Raw genomic sequence first — 19,961 nt, forward strand, 5'->3', positions numbered from 1 at the left:
TCCGGGTATCTCTACCTAGAGAAAGATTTTGCCACAGCGTGATTTTCCAGGCAAGGGGTAATTCGTGAGCACCGGCACGACCAAGCGCCCGAAGACCGTCCTGCTGCTCGCCGGAGTCCTCGGGCTCGAGGCCGCGATCCTCGCCGCCGCGACGGTGTTCCTCGTCATCGAGACGGCAGCGCAGGAGGCGGAGTTCCTCGCCTCATCCCTTGCGCTCGCTGGCCTGTCGCTGCTCGGGGCCGTTCTGCTGGCGCTCGTCGCCGCCTCGACGCTCCGCCTGCGCTCCTGGGTCCGTGGTGCCGCCATCACCTGGCAGATCATGCAGCTGGCAGTCGCCTGGGTGTTCCTCCAGGGCGATATCGCGGTCTGGGTCGGCTGGGTGCTGACCGCGGTCAGCCTCGTCGGCGTCGTCGCGGCCGTGCATCCGGCGACCGGCCGTGCACTGCACCGCGACGACGACGAGCTGGCCGAGTCCCGCTAGACCTCGAGCAGCTTGAGGATGCGGGCGACGTGGCCCGCCGCTCGAACGTTGTAGAGCGCGTGCACGATGCGCCCCTCTTCGTCGATCACGAAGGTGGAGCGGATGGAGCCGACCGCGACGCGGCCGTACTTGTTGCGTTCGCCGTACGCGCCGTAGGCGGTCTGCACCGCGTGATCGGCGTCGCTCAGGAGCGTGAAGTCGAGGTGCTCGGCTTCGCGGAACTCGGCCAGCTTCTCCGGGTCGTCCGAGGAGATGCCGAGGATCGTGTAGCCGGCTGCGCGCAGGGGAGCGTCGCTCTCGCGGAAGTCGCAGGCCTCAGCCGTGCATCCGGGCGTGAAAGCCTCGGGGTACGTGTAGAGGATGACCCGCTTGCCGCGGAAGTCGGCGAGGGAGACGGCGCTGCCGTCCTGGTCGGTCAGGGTGAAGTCCGGGGCGCTGGTGCCCGGCTCGAGGCGGGCCGGAGTTGTTGTCGTCATGCCCTCAATCGTGGCATGTTGCGGCCGATTGGACTTCGAGTTCAAAACAGTGCTATGCTCTCTCGGTCGCCACGGAAACGGAACGACATGCACCTCTAGCTCAATTGGCAGAGCAATTGACTCTTAATCAATGGGTTCTCGGTTCAAGTCCGAGGGGGTGTACGAGATAGGCCCGGTAGCTCTCGCCAGCTACCGGGCCTTCTTGCATCTGCGCGCAGGCCCTGGCGTCGGTACGCAGGCTCTTGCATCTCCCCGCAGGGTGCCTCGCCGGCCCGCCCATCGCCGGTCTGCCGTTCTTGGAGGCTGGGTGCTGGCAGAATGGGCATGCACTGGCTTGGCGCGGAACGCGCCGACGACGAGGAGGCGGATTCCGTGACGAATGCACCCGGTGAACTGTGGGCGAACTGGCCGCGAACCGCACGGGCGAACCCCTCGAGCATCGTTGCTCCTCGGGTCGCTGAAGACGTGCAGCAGATCGTCGCGGACGCCTACGCGAGTGGCAGGCACGTTCGTCCGGTCGGCGCGAGCCACACCTCGAACGCCCTGGCTGCAGCGCCTGATGTCCTGCTCGACGCGCGCGGGCTGCGCGGCCTGAACTGGATCGACCTCGACAGTCGCGAGGCCGCGTTCGGCGCGGGCACCACGATCGCCGAGGCCGGGGCCCTCCTCGAGTCCTACGGCTGGCAGCTCGAGAACATCCCGAACAACCCGGCCGTGACGCTCGGCGGTGCCGTCGCCACGGGCAGCCACGGCACGGGCGCGCGCTTCGCGAGCCTCTCGTCCCAGCTGGTCTCGGCCACGCTCGTGTCGGGCACGGGCGAGCTGGTCACGGTCAGCGCCCACCAGGACCTCGAGCTCTGGCCATCGGTCAAGCTCAGCCTCGGCGCGCTCGGCGTCTTCACGGAGCTCGTGTTCCGCATCGTCCCCGGCTACCGCATCCGCACCTCCGCCGAGGAGATGCGCATGAGCGCACTCGTCGACGAGTTCGAGGTCCTCGCCTCCGGGGCCGACCACTTCTCCGCGAGCTGGCGGCCGCACACCGACGAGGTGTTCGTGACGCAGGGGTTCCGCGAGTCCGGTGAGATCGCCGACGAGCCGACGCCGTCACGGCGTTCGGCGTCGTTCGGTGCGCTTGGCGAGGTGCTCGCGATCGGGCTCTCGAAGTCGCTGCCGCTGCTGACTCCCGCCGTGAACAGGCTCGCGAACCGCGTGCATCCGGTGGGCGAATCGACCCTCGGCCCCATGCGGGCGCTCGCGGAGCCCGCCCCGGTGCGGTTCGCGTCGCTCGAGTACTCGTTCCCCATCGCCGAGACGCCTGAGGTGCTTCGCGCCCTCGACGAGACCATCGAGCGCGCCCACCTGAACCTGCCGTACGCCGTGCGCATCTCGACGACTGCCGCCGACGACGCGTGCCTGTCGAACGCCTACCGCAGGGCCGTCGGCAACATCGCCGTCCGGGTCCCGTCGACCCTCGATGCTCGGCCCATCTTCACCGCTGCAGAAGACCTGTTCCTCCGCCTCGGTGGTCTGCCCCACTGGGGGAGCTTCCACACGGTGCGGGCCGAGGAGTTCAAGCACGTCATCACGCGTTTCGGCGACTTCCATACGGCACGGGAACGACTCGACCCCGCAGGCGTGTTCGACAACGCCCACCTCACGCGGGTCCTCGGGGCGCACTAGCGCGGCCCGCGCGCCCCTGTAGGGAGTCCTCAGGGCGCGCTCAAGGCCGCTCAGAGCGGTTGGTCGGCTCGCGGGTCGTCCGGTTGGCGCCATGGCCTGTCGCGCCATCTGAACGCTCCGGCCCGATGCAGGATCCAGGCGGCGAGCAGGGCTCCGACGGCTCCGGATGCGCCGCCCACGAGCAGGGCGGCTCGCGGCCCGAACAGCTCGACGATCCAGCCCACGACGGGCGCGCCGATCGGGGTTCCGCCGAGGAAGATCGCCATGTACAGCGAGAGCACCCGTCCGCGCATGGATGGCTCGACGCTGCCCTGCACGAGCGCGTTCGCGGTCGTGATGGCGCTCAGCGAGGTGAAGCCGATCGGGATGAGCGCCAGTGCGAACAGCCAGAAGGTCGGCGCGAGGGCCGCCGCGAGGCAGCTGAGCGCGAAGAACCCGCTCGAGGAGAGCAGTACGCGGAACCTGGCGCGTTCCCGCTTCGCGGCGAGCAGCGCACCGCCGAGCGAGCCGATGGCCAGGATCGAGGAGAGCAGCCCGAAGCTGTCGGCGCCGCCCTGGAACTCCATGGTCGTCATCGTCGCGGTGTAGATCGGGAAGTTGAGGCCGAAGGTGCCGAGGAGGAACACCAGCACGAGCACGGCGACGATGTCGGGGCGGTTCGCGACGTAGCGGATGCCCTCCCGGATCTGGCCGCGACCTCGCTTCGACGGGGGAGACGGCAGCAGCTCCGAGGTGCGCATGGCCAGGAGCGCGGCGATCGTCGCGACGTACGTCAGTGCGTTGACGAGGATCACGGGGCCCGCGCCGATGAACACGGTGAGGACCCCGGCGACCGCCGGGCCGATCATCCTGGCACCGTTGAACGAGGCTGAGTTGAGCGCCACGGCGTTCGAGAGCAGCTTGAGTCCGACGACCTCGGAGACGAAGGCCTGGCGCGCTGGGGCGTCAAGGGACGCGGCGCAGCCGAGCAGCAGGGCGAAGACGTACACGTGCCAGAGCTCGGCGACGCCCGCCGTGACGATGGCGCCGAGCGCGAGCGCGAGCACCGCCATGGCCGACTGCGTCCAGATGAGGACCTTCCGCTTCGACACGCGGTCGGCGATCACCCCCGCGTAGGGGGCGAGCAGCAGCTGGGGGCCGAACTGCAGGGCCATGACGACGCCCAGCGCGGTGGCGTCGTTGTCGGTGAGCTCGGTCAGCACGATCCACGCCTGGGCGGTGCGCTGCATCCACGTTCCGACGTTGGATGTCAGTGATCCGGCGAACCAGATGCGATAGTTCCGTTCACGGAGCGAGCGGAACATCGAACTCACGGCAGCTGCTCCCTGGGGGTGGTCTTGGTCGCGGGGGTGCACAATGTAATGGTTGTGGCCGCAAGTATTTATGTGAAGGTCACAAAATGATCTCACGTACAATGACGCCGGTCGTCGAACCCGAGGAGAGCCGCAATGGCAGACAAGAACCGCGAACACATCCAGAAGCTTCGCGAGGAGGCCAACGCCATCCGCAAGCAGGAAGAGGCGCGCGCCAAGCGCACGCGCGTGCTGACGCAGGTCGGCATCATCGTCGGCGCCGTGGTCGTGCTTGGCGCGATCGTACTGCTCGCCGTGTTCGGCTCGACCTGGTTCGGCAAGAAGATCGAGCTCTCGGCTGAAGGAAACGTCGCCGTCGCGCGCCTCGACGGCTCGACCGTCGAGCAGCCCATCCAGGTCGTCGACAACTCGGCGATCGTCGTCGGCGCAGCGGATGCTCCGGTCAAGATCGACTACTACTACGACTACTCGTGCCCCCACTGCGTGGACTACCACGAGCAGACCGGGGCCGTGTACAACGACCTCGTCGCAGCCGGCGACATCCAGGTCACCTACCACGCGATCAACATCGTCGCGCCGTACGGTGCCGAGGCGGCAGCGGCCATCGCCTCGACCGTGGCGTACGAGCCCTCCGCCTTCTTCGCGGTGCACGACGGACTCTTTGGCATCCCCGCACAGACACAGACCAGCTGGGGCCCCGCGGACTACTCCTCGGCGCTCAGCCAGCTGGGCGTCACGAACCCGGAAGCGCTCGCCGCTGCGACGAACGGCGAGTTCTCGGGCTGGGCTGCCTCGAACACGACCGCCTCTCGCGAGGCTGGCGTCTCCGGCACCCCGAGCATCTTCGTGGACGGCGAGCTGCAGCAGACTCCTCCGGACGTCGAGGCGCTCATGGCGCTTGCCGGCACCGCGAACACCGGCGAGTAGCGGGCACGCGAGATGGCGAGCTCTTCCGAACCGGCAGAGACCATCGAGGACGAGCAGGGCGGCGCAGTCAAGCTGCCCTGGCTCGTCCGAACGCCCCAGAACGTGGCGTGGGCGCTCGTCGTCTTCGGCGGCGTCGGTCTGCTTGCGAGCTTCTTCCTGACCGTCGAGTACATCCACAAGCTGCAGGAGCCCACGCAAGCGCTCATCTGCGACCTGAACGTCTTCGTCACATGCGGGCCTGCCATGCAGTCGTCCGCCGGCGCGATCCTCGGCTTCCCGAACATCATCATCGGGCTCGTCACCTTCGCGGTGACGGTCGCGATCGGCGCGGGCATCCTCGCCGGCGCGAGCTACCGCCGCTGGTTCTGGGTCGCGTTCCAGCTCGGGCTCGTGGGTGCCGCAGCGCTCGTCAGCTACCTGCAGTGGTACAGCGCCTTCGAGCTCGCCCGCCTGTGCCTGTGGTGCATGATCATCTGGGCCGCGACGATTCCCCTCGTCTCGACCGGCACGATCTTCAACATGGCGCACGGGCACCTCGGTGCCGGCGCCAAGCGCGTGGGGGAGAAGCTCGCCCCGTTCCTGCTGACGATCATCATCGTCTGGTACCTCGTGGTCGCCGCCGTGATCTTCACGGGGCTCCTGCCCTACCTCGCCTTCTAGGCGCGCAGCGCGCACGCAAGAACCCCGGTCCGAACTTCGGACCGGGGTTCTTCGTTGTGCAGCTCAGCTGGAGCGTCGGTGACGACTCAGCCGATGAAGGCTCAGGCGATCTTCCGCTCTGCGGACATGGCTGCCCGAGCGGCGATGTCGGCGGGGCGAGGAGTGACCGTCTCGACGAGGTCCTCGAGCGACTCCTCTGGCTTCAGAAACGTCTCGATGGCGCGCTGACGTTCCTGCTCGCTCACGGGCGTCAGTCGGGCCGGAGCCGCGTCGCCGGCTTCGAGTGCGGCAACCGTTCCGAGCGTGTTCTGGATGCGCCGAACGAGGTCGGCGACCATGATCTCGGAGAACATGGCGTCGTCGCCTGGCTCGCGGTCTGGGCGCCACTCGAGCCGGTAGCGGCCCTCTGCCCCGAACATGTCGTCGAGGAGGAGCGTGAGCTCTTCGCGTGCCTCGTCGCTCATGATGGCGCTCGGCTCGAGCAGGCGCGGCGGCTCCATTTCACTGCCGGGACGCTCGAGCCCCGAGAAGTTCGGGTGGCCTCCGAGCGGCATGGCCGGGCGGGCTGACGGTGCCGAGACTGCAGGGATCGGCGCAGGAATCGCGCTCATCGGCTGCTGAGGGAGAACGGGGGGAGTGGGGGCTCCCTGCTGGGGGGTGGGCTGTGTCGAGTCTGTCGTCGACGTGGCGTCACCCTCGGGGTGTCGCCGCTTGCGGAACCAACCGAACACGGAGTCCCCTTTCTGCACCGGGAATATGGGCTCTTCTTCCGGGTGCAGGTCATCTGCGCCCGAAATGAGACGGCACTAGTCTCGCGGCGTTCGCGCGGCGAGTCGAGAGACACGCCGCGCGCTGCCGGGATTGTTAGTCGAGCTCGAGCTTTCGCTGGTTGGCGTCGTCCATGACGGCGCTGATGGCGAGGGCCGTCGAGATGCCCCAGGCGAGCCAGACGAGCACCGCGCGCCAGCGCTTGGTCTCCATCGAGGTCTGTCGGAAGACGCCCACGATGCCGAAGATCGAGGACAGGATCGCTCCGTTGGTGAGGAATTTGCGCATGGCTTCCGCTCCCTGCTTGTGCCGGGGGTCGCGTCGTTGTGATCGCGCCGACGTTCTGGTGGACGTGGTCAGGTTAGCGGTGTCGTCTGTCTGCATCTTGGAGAGTGCCGTGAAGCGCCACCCCACGTTTCCTGACCGATCGGTTGAAGTCTGACCGTTCGGTCAATAGACTCCACGGGTGACCGAGATCCCCCCAGCCGAGAAGGCCCAGGCCGAAGCGCCCCACGCAGGGCAGCGCAAGCACCCGACCGACCTCCTCAAGCAGGCCGCGCTCGTCGAGTTCGCCGCGCACGGCTACGAAGGGGCCTCACTGCAGGAGATCGCGAGCAAGGCCGGGTACACGAAGGCCAACCTCCTCTACCACTTCGGTTCGAAGCAGGGGCTCTTCGAGCAGGCAGTGCTCGAGGCCCTCGGCGCGTTCGAGGAGCTCGTCGACTCGCTGCAGCACCTCGACATCGGCACGGAGGAGGAGCGCCTCGTCGGCCCCTTCGTCGACTTCCTGCTGCAGCACCGCCTCGCCGTGCACATGTTCGTGAACCACCGCAGCACCGGTGCAGGCGAGTTCATCGCCACCCGAGTCGACCCCATCATCGAACGGCTCGTCGTCGCCCTCTCGGACGACGACCCGGACCGCGCCCTGCGCATCGCCATCGGCCTCGCGGGAGTCGCCTACTGCCTCGCCAACGAGAACATCCCAGGCGAGGCCAACAAGCCGGAGCCGACACGCGACGAGCTCGTCGCCGCCCTCACCTTCATCTCGGCCACGCGCCGGTAGTCGACCGACGACAGTCAGGCAAAGAACCCATGGCCCTCCTCCTCTTCCGAATCGCCCGCGGCTCCTACCGCCACCCGTGGCGCGTCCTGTCCGCCTGGATCCTGCTGCTCGCCGTGCTGCTCGGCGTCGGCGTCGCTGCCGGAGGTGCGCTGAAGGAGTCGTTCGCGATCCCAGGCACCCAGTCGCAGGCGGCGCTCGACCGGCTCGGCGAGGTGTTCCCCGAGGCCGCAGGCGCGAGCGCCAGCATCGTCGTCGTCACGCCGGCGGGTGACTCCGTCGAGGATGCGCCCTACCGTGGCGCCATCGACGACGCGGCAGACCGGCTCGGCGAGCTCGACGGAGTCAGCCAGGCACTGTCGCCCTTCTCCGAGTTCGCGACCGACGCGATCTCCGACGACGCCGAAGCAGGCATCATCCGCGTGCAGTTCGACGGCACCAGCGAGGACATCAGCGAGGCGACGATCGACGAGGTCACCGAGATCGGCACCTCGCTCGAGGGGTCCGGCCTGCAGGTCGGCTTCGACGGCCAGATCTTCCAGAACCTCGAGTACGGCCTCACCCCGACCGAGGTCATCGGCGTGGTGTTCGCGGCCATCGTGCTGTTCGTCGCCTTCGGGTCGGTGCTCGCCGCAGGTCTCCCGCTCGCCTCCGCGATCGTCGGGGTCGGTGTGACGATGGGCGGGATCCTCTTCGCCGCGAAGTTCGTGGTCGTCTCCAGCGCCACCCCGCTGCTCGCGGTCATGATCGGCCTCGCCGTCGGCATCGACTACGCGCTCTTCGTCGTCTCCCGCCACCGCACGCAGCTCGCCACCGGCATGGACCCGGAGGAGTCCACGGCCACGGCCGTCGGCACCGCGGGCAACGCCGTCGTCTTCGCTGGCGTGACCGTCATGATCGCCCTGCTCGGCCTGGTGATCGTCGGCATCCCGTTCCTGAGCGTCATGGGCGTCGCCGCCGCCGCCGCGGTGTTCGCGGCGATGGCCGCCGTCATCACCCTCGTGCCAGCCCTCCTCGGCTTCGCCGGCGAGCGGATGCGGCCCAAGGCCGGGTCGCGCGCCTTCCGCCGCGAGACCGGCGCGAACGCGAAGCCCACCATGGGCAGAAGGTGGGTGCGACTCGTCATGCGGGCGCCGCTCGCCTTCGCGCTCGCGGTCGTCGCCATCCTCGGCACGCTCGCCATCCCCGCCCTCGACCTCAAGCTCGCACTGCCCTCCGGCGCCTCCGAGCCGGAGGACAGCGTCGCGCACATCGGCTACGACCTCGTCTCCGAGCACTTCGGGCCGGGGGCCAACGGGCCGCTCATCGTGATGGTCGACATCACGCAGGGCGACAACGACACACTGCTCGACGACCTGCAGCTCATCGCCGACCGCGTCGCGCAGGTCGACGGCATCGACACCGTCGGCGACCCGCTGCCGAACCTGACCGTCGACTCCGCGATCATCCAGGTCGTCCCCTCGACCGGACCGGACGACGACGAGACGCTGAGGGTCGTCGGCGAGATCCGCGACCTCGGCGACGAGCTCCAAGCCGAGACGGGTATGAAGACCTCGGTGACCGGTGCGACCGCCATCGCGCTCGACATCTCCGATCGCCTCAACCAGGCGCTCCTGCCGTTCGCCGCCGTCGTCGTCGGGCTCAGCTTCTTCCTGCTCATGATGGTGTTCCGGTCGATCCTCGTTCCCCTCAAGGCGGCGCTGAGCTTCCTGCTGAGCGTCTTCGCCGCCTTCGGAGTGGTCGTCGCGATCTTCCAGTGGGGGTGGTTCGCCGACGCGCTGCACGTCGTGCCCGGCCCCATCATCAGCTTCATGCCCATCCTGCTCATGGCCATCATCTTCGGGCTGGCCATGGACTACGAGGTCTTCCTCGTCTCCGGGATGCGCGAGGCGTACGTTCGCGGCGGGAACGCCAAGGAGGCGGTCGAGACCGGCTTCGCGAACGGCGCGCGCGTCGTCACGGCTGCCGCGCTCATCATGTTCTTCGTGTTCGCCGCCTTCGTGCCAGAGGGAGCCGGCGTCATCAAGGCCATCGCCCTCGGCCTCGCGGCCGGGATCTTCTTCGACGCGTTCCTCGTGCGCATGACGCTCGTTCCCGCCATCATGGCGATGCTCGGCAACCGGGCGTGGGCCCTGCCCGCCTGGCTCGAGCGCATCCTCCCCGACCTCGACGTGGAGGGCGAGCACCTTCGCCACTACCGGCAGAACGCGGAATGGATGCGGGACCAGCCAGACGGCATCGCCATGGACGCGCTCATCGCCGGTTCCGACTCGGCGGCGACACGCCCCGTCACGGGCGGCATCGAGCGCGGCGGCGTGCTGCTCGTCGAAGGACAGCTCGCCGAACGGCGGCTGCTCGCCGCGACGCTCGCCGGACGCATCGCCCCCGTGAGCGGCCACGCCCACGCCCACGGGCACCTCACTCCCGGAGACGAGAGCGCGCTCATGCAGCGCGTCGCCGTCGTCGACGCGTCGACGCTCGACGCCAGATCCGCGGAGCTCACCGTCGGGGCGCTCCTCGAGGAGCGCCTCCGCCTCGGGCGCGGCGCCGCCGGGGGAGCCGTGCCGTCGGGACTCATCGACCAGGGAGTGGCCGAGATCTCGGCCGCCACAGCCCGCCTGCGCGACGGCTCGCCGCGCGTCAGCGCCGAGACGAGCCTCGGCGAGCTGCGGCCAGCATCCAGAGGAGTCGCGCTCGCCCGCATCGCGCTCGCCGAGGGCCCGGAAGTGCTTGTCCTCGACCTCGGGCCCGGAGCAGAACCGGACGTCACGACGCGCCTGGCGGCCGTCGTGCTCGCCGCCGCCAGCTCCCTCGCCGCACCGGAGACGACGATCGTGCTCGGGCTCCCCAGCGGACTCGACGCCGCCGCCATCCTCGGAGAGGTCCGCCGCCCCGCCAGGCGCATCCGCCTCGATGCGCAGCCGAGCGCACCCACCGGCACCCCAGCATCCACCCAAGCAGCAACCAGCACGCACAAGGGAGCACTCGCATGAGCGCCGCCGTCCTCCACGCCGTCACGGCCGACCGCGGGGCCCTGCGCCAGAGGCGCCTGCGCAACCTGCTCGTCGCCATCCTCGTGCCGCTCGTCGTCGCGGGCGCCTACTTTGCCGGCCTCGCCGGCGCGGAGGCACGCACCTCGGCGATCCCCGCGATGATCGTCAACAACGACCAGCTGCAGACCCAGACGGCGCCAGACGGCACGGAGACGACCGTCATCGCCGGACGCCTCGTCGTCAGCGCCCTCACCGATCCCGACACCGCGACGGGCTTCGACTGGCAGCTCGCCAATGCCGACACGGCCAAGGCAGCGCTGGAAGACGGTTCCGCGTATGTCGTCGTCACCATCCCGGAGGACTTCTCCGCGCGCATCACCGGCCTTGCCGACGATGGCGCGCAGCCGGCCACGATCGACGTGACCACCGACGAGTCGCACGACTACCTCTCCCCGGCAATCGCCAACGGACTCGCAGACGCCCTCACCGCCCAGTTCGGCACGCAGGTGACCGAGATGGTCGCCGTGCAGCTCTTCGACGGCATCGGCCAGACGGCGACCTCGCTGCGCGACGCGGCAGACGGCGCCTCGCAGCTCGCCGACGGCGGCACGCAGCTCGGCTCCGGGCTCGCCCAGTTCGCCGACGGGCAGGACGAGCTCTCGGCCGGACTCGTGCAGAGCGCCGACGGCGCGGGCGAGCTCTCCACCGGCGTCACCACCTACGTGTCCGGAGTCGGCGAGCTCTCGAGCGGCATCAGCCAGTACACGGCGGGCGTCGACCAGCTCTCAGCGGGTGTCACGCAGTACACGGGCGGGGCCGATCAGCTCGCGGCCGGTATCGGCCAGCTCGCCGTGCAGACGCCAGGGCTCCGCGAAGGCGGCCAGCAGCTGCAGGACGCCGGCACCCAGCTCGAGGGATACTCGAGCGCCGTCACACAAGGCACTGCGACCTACCAGGAGCAGATCAGGCCAGCGCTCGTCGCCCTGAACGACTCCACAGACGGTCTCGTCGCCTGGTGCGCCGCGCTCGCCGACCCGACCCTCAAGACCGAGTGCGAGACGCAGCTGAAGGGCCTCGTCGGCACGACCGGTGGCGTCGACGGCCTCGTCGAGACCCTCGACAGCGCGACGGGCGAGCTCACCGCCGTGACCGAGGGCGCATCCGAGCTGCCCACGCTCGGCGCCGGCCTCGTCCAGCTCGCCGACGGCATCGACCAGCTCAACGCCGGGGCCACGCAGCTCTCCGCCAGCTCAAGCAGCCTCACGACGGGAGCCTCCGACCTTGCGACGGCAGGCGATGAACTCGAGAGCGGCGCGTCCCAGCTCGTGACCGGCGGCGCCCAGCTCGAGACGGGTGCCAGCGCGCTCGCGACAGGGCTCGGGCAGCTCCGCGACGGGCAGCAACTGCTCGTCGACGGCGTCGCGCCCATCCAGGACGGCGTCGGAGAGCTCACCTCCGGCGCAAGCCAGCTCTCGACGGGCCTGAGCGACGGCGCCGCACAGGCCGAGAACGCCGTCGGCGACCCCGACGCGCTCGCCGAAGTGGTTGCCAACCCCGTGCAGGCGAACCAGACCATGCAGCACGAAGTGAGCTTCGGCGAGATCCTCACCACCCTCATCCTGCCGCTCGCCCTCTGGCTCACGGCCCTCGCGACCACGCTCATGCGGCGCCTCGTGCCGACCGAGGCCTACGCCTCCATGGCCTCGAACGGGCGCATCCTGCTCGACGCGACCAGGCGCATGCTCCTGCCGCTCGGCGCGGTGCTCTTCGCCGTCATGGTCATCGCCCACGGCTTCGTGGGGGTTCCCGTCACGGCCGCGTTCGCGACGCTCGGACTGGGAGCGCTCTGCGCGCTCGCCCTCATCGGGGTGCACCTGCTCTTCACGACGCTCTGGGGCAGGCGTGCCGCGGCCGTGGCATCCATGGGCCTGCTGAGCATCCAGGTGCTCGCCATGCGCGGACTCGTGCCGCTCGAGCTGAAGTCGCCCTTCGTCGAGATGCTGTCGGGGCTGCTCCCCGGCACCCACCTCGCCGCTGGGCTGCAGCTCGCCTACTCGGGCGGCACCGCATCCGGAGTCGTCATGGCCGCTGTCGGCATGCTCGTCATCGCCGCCGTCGCCTTCGGGGCCGCCAGCCTGGTCATCGGCCGCAGGCGGCGCTCGAAGCCGTCGCTCGTGGCTGGACTCACGGCGAGCCGACGCGAGCCGGTCACCGTGTAGCCCACGGCTCGGCCGGCCCGGCCTCGCCCGGCCGCCCGGCCTCGCCTCACCACTGCAGGTTTCTGGATGGCTTTCTCGCCTCGGGATGGCCTGCAAGCCATCCGAAGTCGTGCAAGCCATCCCGAGAACCGAGTGTGGGAGGCGACCGGGCCTAGACGGTGTCGGAGACGGGGCGGCCGAGCTGCAGGTGCTCGTGCGCGAACGCGACCGTCTCGCGCAGCATGCGCAGGCGATCCGGCTCGTTCTTCGCCTTGCGCGTGTTCACCTCGGCGACCACGTGGCCAGACCAGCCGATCGACGCGAGGTACTGGAGGGTCTCGGCCACGGGCTGCCCGCCCTCGCCGGGCGCGAGGTGCTCGTCGAAGAGCTTGTCGTTCGCCTCGGGCGCCTGTCCGTCGCAGAGGTGGATGTGCCGCAGCCGGTCGCCGGCCGCCTTCGCCATCTGCAGGGAGTCGCGGCCGGAGAGCGCGGCGTGCGAGAAGTCGAGCGTGATGGCGTCGCAGTCCATGTCGACTGGGTCGATGCCCGGCTTGTAGGCCTGCAGCGCCCGGCCGGACACCTTCCACGGGAACATGTTCTCGACGGCGATCTCGGTGCCGGTGTCCTCGTTGATCTCGCGGACGATGCCGAGGAAGTTCTCCGCGTATCCCGACTGCCACCGGAACGGCGGGTGTACGACAACCGTGGAGGCGCCGATGTCGCGGGCGAGCTCGGCGGAGCGCTGGAGCTTCGTGCGCTGGTCGCGGCCCCACACGAACTGCGTGAAGAGCAGCACGGGTGCGTGCACGGCCAGCACCGGGAGCTGGTACTTGTCGATGAGCCGCTTCAGCGCATCCACGCTTCGTGACGTCTGGTCCGTCGAGATCATGATCTCCATACCGTCGAAGCCCGCGTCGCGAGCTATCTGGAACGAGGTCTCGACAGACTTCGGGAACGTGCAGGAGGTGCTCATGCCGACGGTGATCATTTTCCGGAGATTACTCCTCCCGGCTGTCCGAAAGGTGACGGAGCCCGGCCCGGCTCAGGAGAGCCGGTACTCGAGTTCTGGTCGACCGGGTGTGCCGTACCTCGGAGTGCGCTCGGCGGCTGCCGTGTCGACGAGGTGCTCCAGGTAGCGGCGGGCAGTGACTCGGGAGAGGGCAAGCTGCTCGGAGAGCTCCTTGGCGGAGATGCCACTGCCGGCGTCGAGGCCGCGGAGAGCGGCGATGACGCCCGTGAGGGTCTCGCTGGTCAGTCCTTTGGGAAGGCTCGACTGCGGTGCGGCGTGCCGGAGGGCCGCGAGGGTCTGGTCGACCTCGTCCTGGCTCGAGACGACGTGGTCGAAGAGGCCTGCACGGTATTCGCGGAGCGCCTCGAGCTTCTCCGCGAAGGTCTGGAAGGTGAAGGGCTTCAGCAGGTAGTGGGCGATGCCGAGCGACACCGCCTGCTTGACGGTCGCGGCCTCGCGGACGGCGGTGACCGCGATGATGTCGACGTCGTGCCCCTCGGCCCGAAGCTTGCGGGCCACGTCGATGCCGGTCGCATCCGGCATGTTGATGTCGAGGAGGACGACGTCGATGCGAGCAGCATGACCGTTGCCCGACGCCCGGACGGCGAGGATCGCGGCAGACGCCGTGCCGACGACGCCGACCGTCGTGAAGCCGGCGAGCCGGTCGACATAGGAGGCGTGCGCTCGTGCGGTCATGGGCTCGTCGTCGACGACGAGCACATGCAGGTCTCGCGGCGAGCGTTCGTCAGCGGTCATCCGACGCTCCTGCACTGCGCGAGGTGGCGCCTCGTGGGCCCGCGGGCACGTGGATGCGCGGCACGCCGTGCCCGGTCTCGGTCACCGTGTCCTCTGCTCGGGCCTCCGGCTGCTCGCGCAGCGGCAGGCAGACCGTGAACGCGGACCCCTCGACGTCGATGCTTCCCCCGGACCTGCGCACGGCCTGGCGGACGAGCGCGAGCCCGACGCCTCGGCCCTTGCCGGGCTTGCCGGAGACGCCGAAGTCGAAGATGTGGCTGAGGAAGTCCGGGTCGGGTCCCTCTCCGCTGTCGCTCACCTCGATGAGCACCTCCCCGTCGAGTTCCTCGACGAGCACCCGCACGGCGGGGGAGGGCGTCGTCCGGGCCGCCTCGAGCGCGTTGTCGACGAGGTTGCCGACGATCGTGATGAGGTCGCGAGCCGAGGCGCTCGCGGGGACCCGCTCCGGCAGGTGCAGCTCGAAGCGCACGTCCATCTCGTCGGCCTGCGCGGATTTGCCGAGGAGCAGGGCGACGAGCACCGGGTCCTCGATGGCGCGCACGAGGCGGTCGGCCAGCTCCTGGCTGACTCCGAGGGTCGAGCTGGCGAGGCGCATCGCCTCCTCCGGCTGCCCGAGCTCGATGAGGGCGATGATGGTGTGGAGTCGATTCGCGAACTCGTGCGCCTGCGAGCGGAGCGCCGCGGCGAGGGTCTGGGAGGTCTCGAGCTCGCCGCTCAGCTCCTCGATGCGGGAATGGTCGCGCAGCGTGACGACGGTGCCCGCGAACCGGGGAGCGTCGTGGCCGGGGCCGCGCGTCACGACCGCCTCGCCGTTCACGACGAGCACGTGGCGCTCCGTCACCACGATCTCGTCGACGACGGCCTCGCCGCGCAGCATCACCTCGCGGAGGATCTCCGGTGCCTCCAGGTCGCGCACCGGCACCGGCGCGGCGTGCTCGTCGAAGGGCGGCAGGCCGAGGTACTCGGCGGCCTTCACATTCGTGAGCGCGATCCTGCCCTTCGTGTCGATGAGCACCAGGCCCTCGTCGATGGAGCGCAGCACCCCCTCGTAGTAGGCGAACATCCGCGCGAGGTCCTCCGGGCCGCGATTGTCGGTCACGCGGCGAAGATAGCGGCTGAGCGCCCAGGCGCCAGCCCCGCCGATGAGCAGCGCGCCGAGCGCGGACCAGAGGATGAGCGCGATGCGGGACCCGGTCGCGACGTGCGCGTTCGACACGGTGACGCCCGCGGAGACGAGGGCGACGACCTCGCCGTCGTCCCAGATGGGGGCGACGGCGCGCACCGAGGGGCCGAGGGTGCCCGTGTAGGTCTCCGTGAAGGTGGAGCCGGCGAGTGCAGCGTCGATGTTGCCCTGGAACGGGCGGCCGATCTCCTCGGGGTTGCGGTGCGTGATGCGCACCCCGTCCGTGTTCATGATCGTGATGAAGTCGACGCCGGTGGAGTCGGAGATGGAGATCGCGTAGGGCTGCAGGCTGCTGCTCGGGGCGGCTGTCTCGAGCTGCTCCACGACGAACGGGTCGTGGGCGATGGTCTCGGCGACGGCGAGGCTGCGCAGCGCGGCGTCGTCTTCGGCCTCGCGTCTCGCATCCGCCCACACGATCGCCACGCCGATGCCGGTGAGCACGAGGATGGCGACGAACTGCAGCACGAAGAGGCGCGTCGCGACGCTCCAGCTTGCGAATCGCATGGCGCTCCTCCTCACGGTCGTCGCATCTCCCGGCGCTGCACTGCACCGTCGGCGATGAGAACAGTATGAACGCAAGTCGCGGCGGTCATGTGGGGGAGCGGATGCTCGATCCATCGTTCCCGACGCAGCTCGCGTCGGACCTCAAAGGAGAGAAGACAGCAATGGCGCTCACATCTCAGGACCAGAAGGCTCCGCGCAAGCGCGGCATCGACAAGACGCACTGGCTCTACATCGCCGTCATCATCGCGGTGCTCGCGGGCATCACGGTCGGTCTCGTCCTCCCGGAGTTCGGGAAGGCGCTCAAGCCCGTCGGCGAGGCGTTCGTCGCCCTCATCAAGATGATGATCGCCCCGATCATCTTCTGCACGATCGTGCTCGGCGTCGGCTCCATCGCGAAGGCCGCGACGGTCGGCAAGGTGGGTGGGCTCGCGCTCCTCTACTTCATCACGATGTCGACCTTCGCCCTCGGCATCGGCATGGTCGTCGGCAACTTCATCCACCCGGGTGAGGGCCTCAACATCGCCAGCGCGTCGTACGAGGCGGATGCGGCGAAGAGCGAGGGAACGGCCGACTTCCTCCTCGGCATCATCCCGACGTCGCTGTTCTCGTCGCTGACGGACGGCAGCATCCTGCAGGTGCTGTTCGTGGCACTGCTGCTCGGCTTCGGCCTGCAGAAGATGGGCACGAAGGCGGCGCCCATCATCGACGCGATCGCGCAGATCCAGGCGCTCGTCTTCCGTGTGCTCGGCATGATCATGTGGGTTGCCCCGGTCGGCGCGTTCGGCGCCATCGCCGCGGTCGTGGGGGCGACGGGCATCGACGCGGTCATCGCGCTCGGCACGCTCATGATCGCCTTCTACATCACGTGCGCGCTGTTCATCGTCGTGGTGCTCGGCTCGCTGCTGTGGCTCGTGGCCCGCGTCAACATCTTCAAGCTCATGAAGTTCCTCGGCCGCGAGTACCTCCTCATCGTGTCGACGTCGTCGAGCGAGGTCGCGCTGCCCCGCCTCATCGCGAAGATGGAGCACGTGGGCGTCTCGAAGTCGGTCGCCGGCATCACGATCCCGACCGGTTACTCCTTCAACCTGGACGGCACGGCCATCTACCTGACGATGGCGTCGCTGTTCATCGCCAGCGCGATGGGCACGCCGCTCTCGATCGGCGAGCAGGTGTCGCTGCTGGTCTTCATGATGATCGCCTCGAAGGGCGCCGCCGGTGTGACCGGTGCTGGCCTCGCGACGCTCGCCGGCGGACTGCAGGCTCACCGCCCCGACCTCGTGGATGGCGTCGGCGTGATCGTCGGCATCGACCGCTTCATGTCGGAGGCCCGTGCCCTCACGAACTTCACGGGCAACGCCGTCGCGACGGTGCTCGTCGGAACGTGGACGAAGGAGATCGACAAGCAGCGCGTCGACCTCGTGCTCAGCGGAGGCGCCCCCTTCGACGAGGCGACCATGAACGAGGACGTGCACGGCTCGACCGACCACTCCCGTGACGCGAAGAGCGCGCAGGTCATCGACCAGGAGCGCGCGACCGCGTAGGCCTCTCGGCGCGGTCGGCTGGGGCGGCCCGCGCACGCAGACCTGTGGGGTGTGCATCCGTTTCGCGAGAACCGGATGCGCACCCCACAGGTCTGTCTGCTCGCAGTCGCGCCTACAGCCAGTCGCGCCTCTTGAACACGATGTAGAGCACGACGGAGGAGCCGATGACGAGGGCGATGGACGCGATGAGGCCCTCGACCTGGTCGTGGCCGGGGAAGTCGACGTTCATGCCGAAGAAGCCCGTGATGGCAGTCGGGACGGCGATGATCGCCGCCCAGCCCGTGACCTTCTTCATGATCTCGTTCATCTTGTTGCCCTGGAGGGCGATGCTGGTCTCGATGGCCGTCGAGATGTGGTCGGCGAGCGTCTCCGACCAGTCGGCGGCAAGGCCGGCATGGTCTCCGACGTCGGCGAAGTAGGGGTGCAGCTCCGGCGCCACCTTCTCCTCTCCCTGGTGGATGAGGAGGGTGATGACCTCTTTGAGGGGGAGCGTCGCGTGGCGCAGCTTGGAGACGCTGCGGCGCAGGGTGAATGCGCGCCGCTGCACCTCGCTGGTGTCGGGCCGTTCGCTGAAGAGGCCGTCGCTGAGCGCCTCGATGACCTCGTCGAGCCGCTCGACCGAGTCGGTGTGGCTGTCGACGACGATGTCGAGCAGCGCCCACACGAGCCACGGGACCCCGTAGGTGGAGAGCTCCTCGTTGTCGTCGAGCCGCGTCGCGACCGCGTCGATGGGGAAGCGATCCTCGTGCACGGTGACGAGGATGCCTGGCAGGATGAAGGCCGTCAGCCGCGAGATCTCGACCGCGCCCTCCTCGTCGCACTCCGACGCCGAGAGCGTCAGCAGGAGGTGCGAATCGAATCTCGCGAGCCGTGGCCGCTCGAGGTGGGACCGCGCGTCCTCGACCGCGAGCTGGTGCAGGTCGAGGAGCGTCGCCAGTTCGTCGAGGGCACCCTCCTCGTCGAGCGTCAGGTCGACCCAGACGGTGCAGTTCGCGGATGCTCGGTGCTCGGCGAGGGCCGTCAGCGAATGCTCACCCTCGACTCGCTTTCCTTCGCGGTAGAGCCTCTTCGTCTGCATGCGGCTCATCGTACGACCGCGGCTGGCGTCAGCTGTGCGGGGGCTGTGCGACGCTCGCGGGAGGCTTGCCGTAGCTGAGTCTGCGGATAGCCCACTCGGCCGGTCCCGCCTTGCCAGCCCGCTCGAGCAGGACGGCGCCGAGGAGCGTCACGAGCCAGGCACCGGCCCCGATGAGGAACGCGCCACCGGTGCCGACCGTGCCACCCAGACCGAGCGACCAGGCGGGCATGAGGAGCAGGAAGATGACGGACTGTGCCAGGTAGCCGGACATGGAGCGGCGCCCGAGGGCGGTCAGTGCCCCGACGATGGGGCCTGGCGCGGTCCCGGCCTGCTGGCTGCGGGCGACGATGAGGGCGAAGAGCGCCGCGTAGCCAGCCCCGGCCAGGATGCCGGTGGCGGAGTGCAGCGACCCGGCCAGGAACCACACCGGGCCAGGCTCGAAGCCGAACGCGAGCCCCAGGGCGAACGGGATCCCGCCGATGACGGCCGCCGCGACACCGGCCGTCGCGATGAGACGCACGGCGCGAGCGTGCTCCCACGGGCGCTCGAGGAGCTGATGCCTCGCCATGATGAGGCCGAGCATCATGGGCGGGAGGACCCCGAGCACGGTCAGCGGCGCGAACGCCAGGAACGGCAGGAACTCACCCACGCGCGCGGCCTGCGCGTCCAGGAACGTCTCGCTCAGGACCGACGGCATCTGGACGACCGCCCCCGTCTCCATCTCGCTGAGTCCGGATGCCGCAGCCCCGTCGCCGCTGCCGAACGCGATGGCAAGCGGGGCGGTGATGCCGAAGACGAGCCAGAGTACCCAGCTCGGTGAGCGCATCAGCAGGATGAGGACGAAGCCTGCGAGGGCGTACGTGTGCATGATGTCGCCCATGAAGAGGAGAAGCCCGTGGAGGGCGCCGAACACGAACAACCACGTGTTGCGCTTCGCGAGGAGCCCGCGCACCACCGGCCAGGGCGTGCCCCTGCGCTCCTCGCGGGTGACGAGCTGATGCAAGCCGTACGCGAACAGCAGCGAGAAGAGGGGGAAGCTGCGGTTGTCGATGAAGAGCGCACCGAGGACATCGGCGATGCGGTCGCCGACGCCAGGGTCCAGTGGGCGGAACAGGATGCCCTGCTCCCTGCCGTACAGGTACACGGTGAGGTTCGCGATCGCGATGAAGAGGAGGGCGAAACCTCGAGCCGCATCCGGCGCGAGAGCACGCGCCTGAGTCGCCGTGGGCTGGAGTCCTGGCGGTGAGAGCTGCATGCTCACACGCTACCGAGAACGGCATTCGGCACACACGCAGTCAACTGCCAGGTAAAATAAATCTGTCCACACCGCTGCA

General features: G+C 69.2%; 17 protein-coding genes and 1 tRNA gene. 9 read left to right on the top strand and 9 right to left on the bottom strand.

Annotated features, from left to right (window positions below):
* Positions 1-64 precede the first annotated feature (64 nt).
* Positions 65-481, top strand: a complete 417-nt coding sequence (locus C5E07_RS02495; RefSeq protein ID WP_104298319.1) for a hypothetical protein — start codon at positions 65-67, stop codon at positions 479-481.
* Here C5E07_RS02495 and bcp read toward each other — a convergent pair.
* The gene (gene bcp / locus C5E07_RS02500) at positions 478-957 is read right to left on the bottom strand and encodes a thioredoxin-dependent thiol peroxidase (RefSeq protein WP_104240404.1); all 480 of its coding nucleotides are present in this window, start codon (positions 955-957) and stop codon (positions 478-480) included. The two genes, C5E07_RS02495 and bcp, sit on opposite strands and share 4 nt — an antisense overlap.
* A gap of 89 nt (positions 958-1,046) precedes the next feature.
* Between bcp and C5E07_RS02505 the strand changes: the two genes are divergently transcribed.
* Together C5E07_RS02505 and C5E07_RS02510 are read left to right on the top strand one after the other, a co-directional pair.
* Positions 1,047-1,119, top strand: a tRNA-Lys gene (locus tag C5E07_RS02505).
* 162 nt (positions 1,120-1,281) lie between these two features.
* The gene (locus C5E07_RS02510; protein ID WP_181057741.1) at positions 1,282-2,637 is read left to right on the top strand and encodes a D-arabinono-1,4-lactone oxidase; all 1,356 of its coding nucleotides are present in this window, start codon (positions 1,282-1,284) and stop codon (positions 2,635-2,637) included.
* Positions 2,638-2,687: 50 nt separating this feature from the next.
* Here the strand turns inward: C5E07_RS02510 and C5E07_RS02515 are convergent, their stop codons facing one another.
* Positions 2,688-3,950 carry an MFS transporter gene (locus C5E07_RS02515; RefSeq protein WP_104298321.1) on the bottom strand — a complete coding sequence of 421 codons (1,263 nt, stop codon included), beginning with the start codon at positions 3,948-3,950 and terminating at the stop codon, positions 2,688-2,690.
* A gap of 135 nt (positions 3,951-4,085) precedes the next feature.
* Between C5E07_RS02515 and C5E07_RS02520 the strand changes: the two genes are divergently transcribed.
* A complete protein-coding gene (locus tag C5E07_RS02520) occupies positions 4,086-4,877 on the top strand; it encodes a thioredoxin domain-containing protein (RefSeq protein ID WP_104298322.1) in 792 nt (263 codons plus the stop codon).
* A 12-nt stretch (positions 4,878-4,889) separates the two neighbouring features.
* Positions 4,890-5,537 carry a vitamin K epoxide reductase family protein gene (locus C5E07_RS02525; RefSeq protein ID WP_104298323.1) on the top strand — a complete coding sequence of 216 codons (648 nt, stop codon included), beginning with the start codon at positions 4,890-4,892 and terminating at the stop codon, positions 5,535-5,537.
* 101 nt (positions 5,538-5,638) lie between these two features.
* Here C5E07_RS02525 and C5E07_RS02530 read toward each other — a convergent pair whose 3' ends face one another.
* Together C5E07_RS02530 and C5E07_RS02535 are read right to left on the bottom strand one after the other, a co-directional pair.
* Positions 5,639-6,148 (bottom strand): hypothetical protein, encoded by a 510-nt coding sequence (locus tag C5E07_RS02530; protein ID WP_146080482.1) that lies wholly within the window; start codon positions 6,146-6,148, stop codon positions 5,639-5,641.
* Between the two features lie 253 nt (positions 6,149-6,401).
* Positions 6,402-6,593, bottom strand: a complete 192-nt coding sequence (locus C5E07_RS02535) for a hypothetical protein (RefSeq protein WP_104240410.1) — start codon at positions 6,591-6,593, stop codon at positions 6,402-6,404.
* Positions 6,594-6,771: 178 nt separating this feature from the next.
* Between C5E07_RS02535 and C5E07_RS02540 the strand changes: the two genes are divergently transcribed.
* From C5E07_RS02540 to C5E07_RS02550, 3 genes are read left to right on the top strand one after another with little or no spacing between them, the layout of a single operon-like run.
* The gene (locus tag C5E07_RS02540; RefSeq protein ID WP_104240411.1) at positions 6,772-7,368 is read left to right on the top strand and encodes a TetR/AcrR family transcriptional regulator; all 597 of its coding nucleotides are present in this window, start codon (positions 6,772-6,774) and stop codon (positions 7,366-7,368) included.
* Between the two features lie 29 nt (positions 7,369-7,397).
* The gene (locus C5E07_RS02545) at positions 7,398-10,358 is read left to right on the top strand and encodes an MMPL family transporter (RefSeq protein WP_104298325.1); all 2,961 of its coding nucleotides are present in this window, start codon (positions 7,398-7,400) and stop codon (positions 10,356-10,358) included.
* Positions 10,355-12,577 (top strand): YhgE/Pip domain-containing protein, encoded by a 2,223-nt coding sequence (locus C5E07_RS02550; RefSeq protein WP_181057743.1) that lies wholly within the window; start codon positions 10,355-10,357, stop codon positions 12,575-12,577. Before C5E07_RS02545 ends, C5E07_RS02550 begins: the two co-directional genes overlap by 4 nt.
* Positions 12,578-12,728: 151 nt before the next feature.
* On the opposite strand, the gene C5E07_RS02555 is transcribed toward C5E07_RS02550, so the two are convergent.
* From C5E07_RS02555 to C5E07_RS02565, 3 genes are read right to left on the bottom strand one after another with little or no spacing between them, the layout of a single operon-like run.
* Positions 12,729-13,544: a sugar phosphate isomerase/epimerase gene (locus C5E07_RS02555; RefSeq protein ID WP_104240414.1), complete on the bottom strand. Its 816-nt coding sequence runs from the start codon at positions 13,542-13,544 to the stop codon at positions 12,729-12,731.
* 54 nt (positions 13,545-13,598) lie between these two features.
* Positions 13,599-14,321 carry a response regulator gene (locus C5E07_RS02560; RefSeq protein ID WP_104240415.1) on the bottom strand — a complete coding sequence of 241 codons (723 nt, stop codon included), beginning with the start codon at positions 14,319-14,321 and terminating at the stop codon, positions 13,599-13,601.
* Positions 14,311-16,008: a sensor histidine kinase gene (locus C5E07_RS02565; protein ID WP_181057745.1), complete on the bottom strand. Its 1,698-nt coding sequence runs from the start codon at positions 16,006-16,008 to the stop codon at positions 14,311-14,313. The genes C5E07_RS02560 and C5E07_RS02565 overlap by 11 nt, the downstream gene beginning before the upstream one ends.
* Before the next feature lie 161 nt (positions 16,009-16,169).
* Here C5E07_RS02565 and C5E07_RS02570 point away from each other — a divergent pair, with 161 nt between their 5' ends.
* On the top strand, positions 16,170-17,549 hold the full coding sequence (locus tag C5E07_RS02570; protein ID WP_104240417.1) for a cation:dicarboxylate symporter family transporter: 1,380 nt from the start codon (positions 16,170-16,172) through the stop codon (positions 17,547-17,549).
* 112 nt (positions 17,550-17,661) lie between these two features.
* Here the strand turns inward: C5E07_RS02570 and C5E07_RS02575 are convergent, their stop codons facing one another.
* Positions 17,662-18,627, bottom strand: a complete 966-nt coding sequence (locus C5E07_RS02575) for a magnesium transporter CorA family protein (RefSeq protein WP_181057747.1) — start codon at positions 18,625-18,627, stop codon at positions 17,662-17,664.
* A 28-nt stretch (positions 18,628-18,655) separates the two neighbouring features.
* The gene (locus C5E07_RS02580) at positions 18,656-19,882 is read right to left on the bottom strand and encodes a DUF418 domain-containing protein (protein ID WP_146080483.1); all 1,227 of its coding nucleotides are present in this window, start codon (positions 19,880-19,882) and stop codon (positions 18,656-18,658) included.
* Positions 19,883-19,961 lie beyond the last annotated feature (79 nt).

Source organism: Pseudoclavibacter sp. RFBJ3, assembly GCF_002931375.1.
GTDB lineage: Bacteria > Actinomycetota > Actinomycetes > Actinomycetales > Microbacteriaceae > Pseudoclavibacter.

Coding starts and splice junctions, on each gene's coding strand:
- C5E07_RS02575 (WP_181057747.1), bottom strand. CDS start 18,627: ATGCAGACGAAGAGGCTCTACCGCGAAGGAAAGCGAGTCGAGGGTGAG.
- C5E07_RS02550 (WP_181057743.1), top strand. CDS start 10,355: ATGAGCGCCGCCGTCCTCCACGCCGTCACGGCCGACCGCGGGGCCCTG.
- C5E07_RS02535 (WP_104240410.1), bottom strand. CDS start 6,593: ATGCGCAAATTCCTCACCAACGGAGCGATCCTGTCCTCGATCTTCGGC.
- C5E07_RS02525 (WP_104298323.1), top strand. CDS start 4,890: ATGGCGAGCTCTTCCGAACCGGCAGAGACCATCGAGGACGAGCAGGGC.
- C5E07_RS02530 (WP_146080482.1), bottom strand. CDS start 6,148: ATGAGCGCGATTCCTGCGCCGATCCCTGCAGTCTCGGCACCGTCAGCC.
- C5E07_RS02555 (WP_104240414.1), bottom strand. CDS start 13,544: ATGATCACCGTCGGCATGAGCACCTCCTGCACGTTCCCGAAGTCTGTC.
- C5E07_RS02545 (WP_104298325.1), top strand. CDS start 7,398: ATGGCCCTCCTCCTCTTCCGAATCGCCCGCGGCTCCTACCGCCACCCG.
- C5E07_RS02560 (WP_104240415.1), bottom strand. CDS start 14,321: ATGACCGCTGACGAACGCTCGCCGCGAGACCTGCATGTGCTCGTCGTC.
- C5E07_RS02570 (WP_104240417.1), top strand. CDS start 16,170: ATGGCGCTCACATCTCAGGACCAGAAGGCTCCGCGCAAGCGCGGCATC.
- C5E07_RS02510 (WP_181057741.1), top strand. CDS start 1,282: ATGCACTGGCTTGGCGCGGAACGCGCCGACGACGAGGAGGCGGATTCC.
- C5E07_RS02520 (WP_104298322.1), top strand. CDS start 4,086: ATGGCAGACAAGAACCGCGAACACATCCAGAAGCTTCGCGAGGAGGCC.
- bcp (WP_104240404.1), bottom strand. CDS start 957: ATGACGACAACAACTCCGGCCCGCCTCGAGCCGGGCACCAGCGCCCCG.
- C5E07_RS02565 (WP_181057745.1), bottom strand. CDS start 16,008: ATGCGATTCGCAAGCTGGAGCGTCGCGACGCGCCTCTTCGTGCTGCAG.
- C5E07_RS02580 (WP_146080483.1), bottom strand. CDS start 19,882: ATGCAGCTCTCACCGCCAGGACTCCAGCCCACGGCGACTCAGGCGCGT.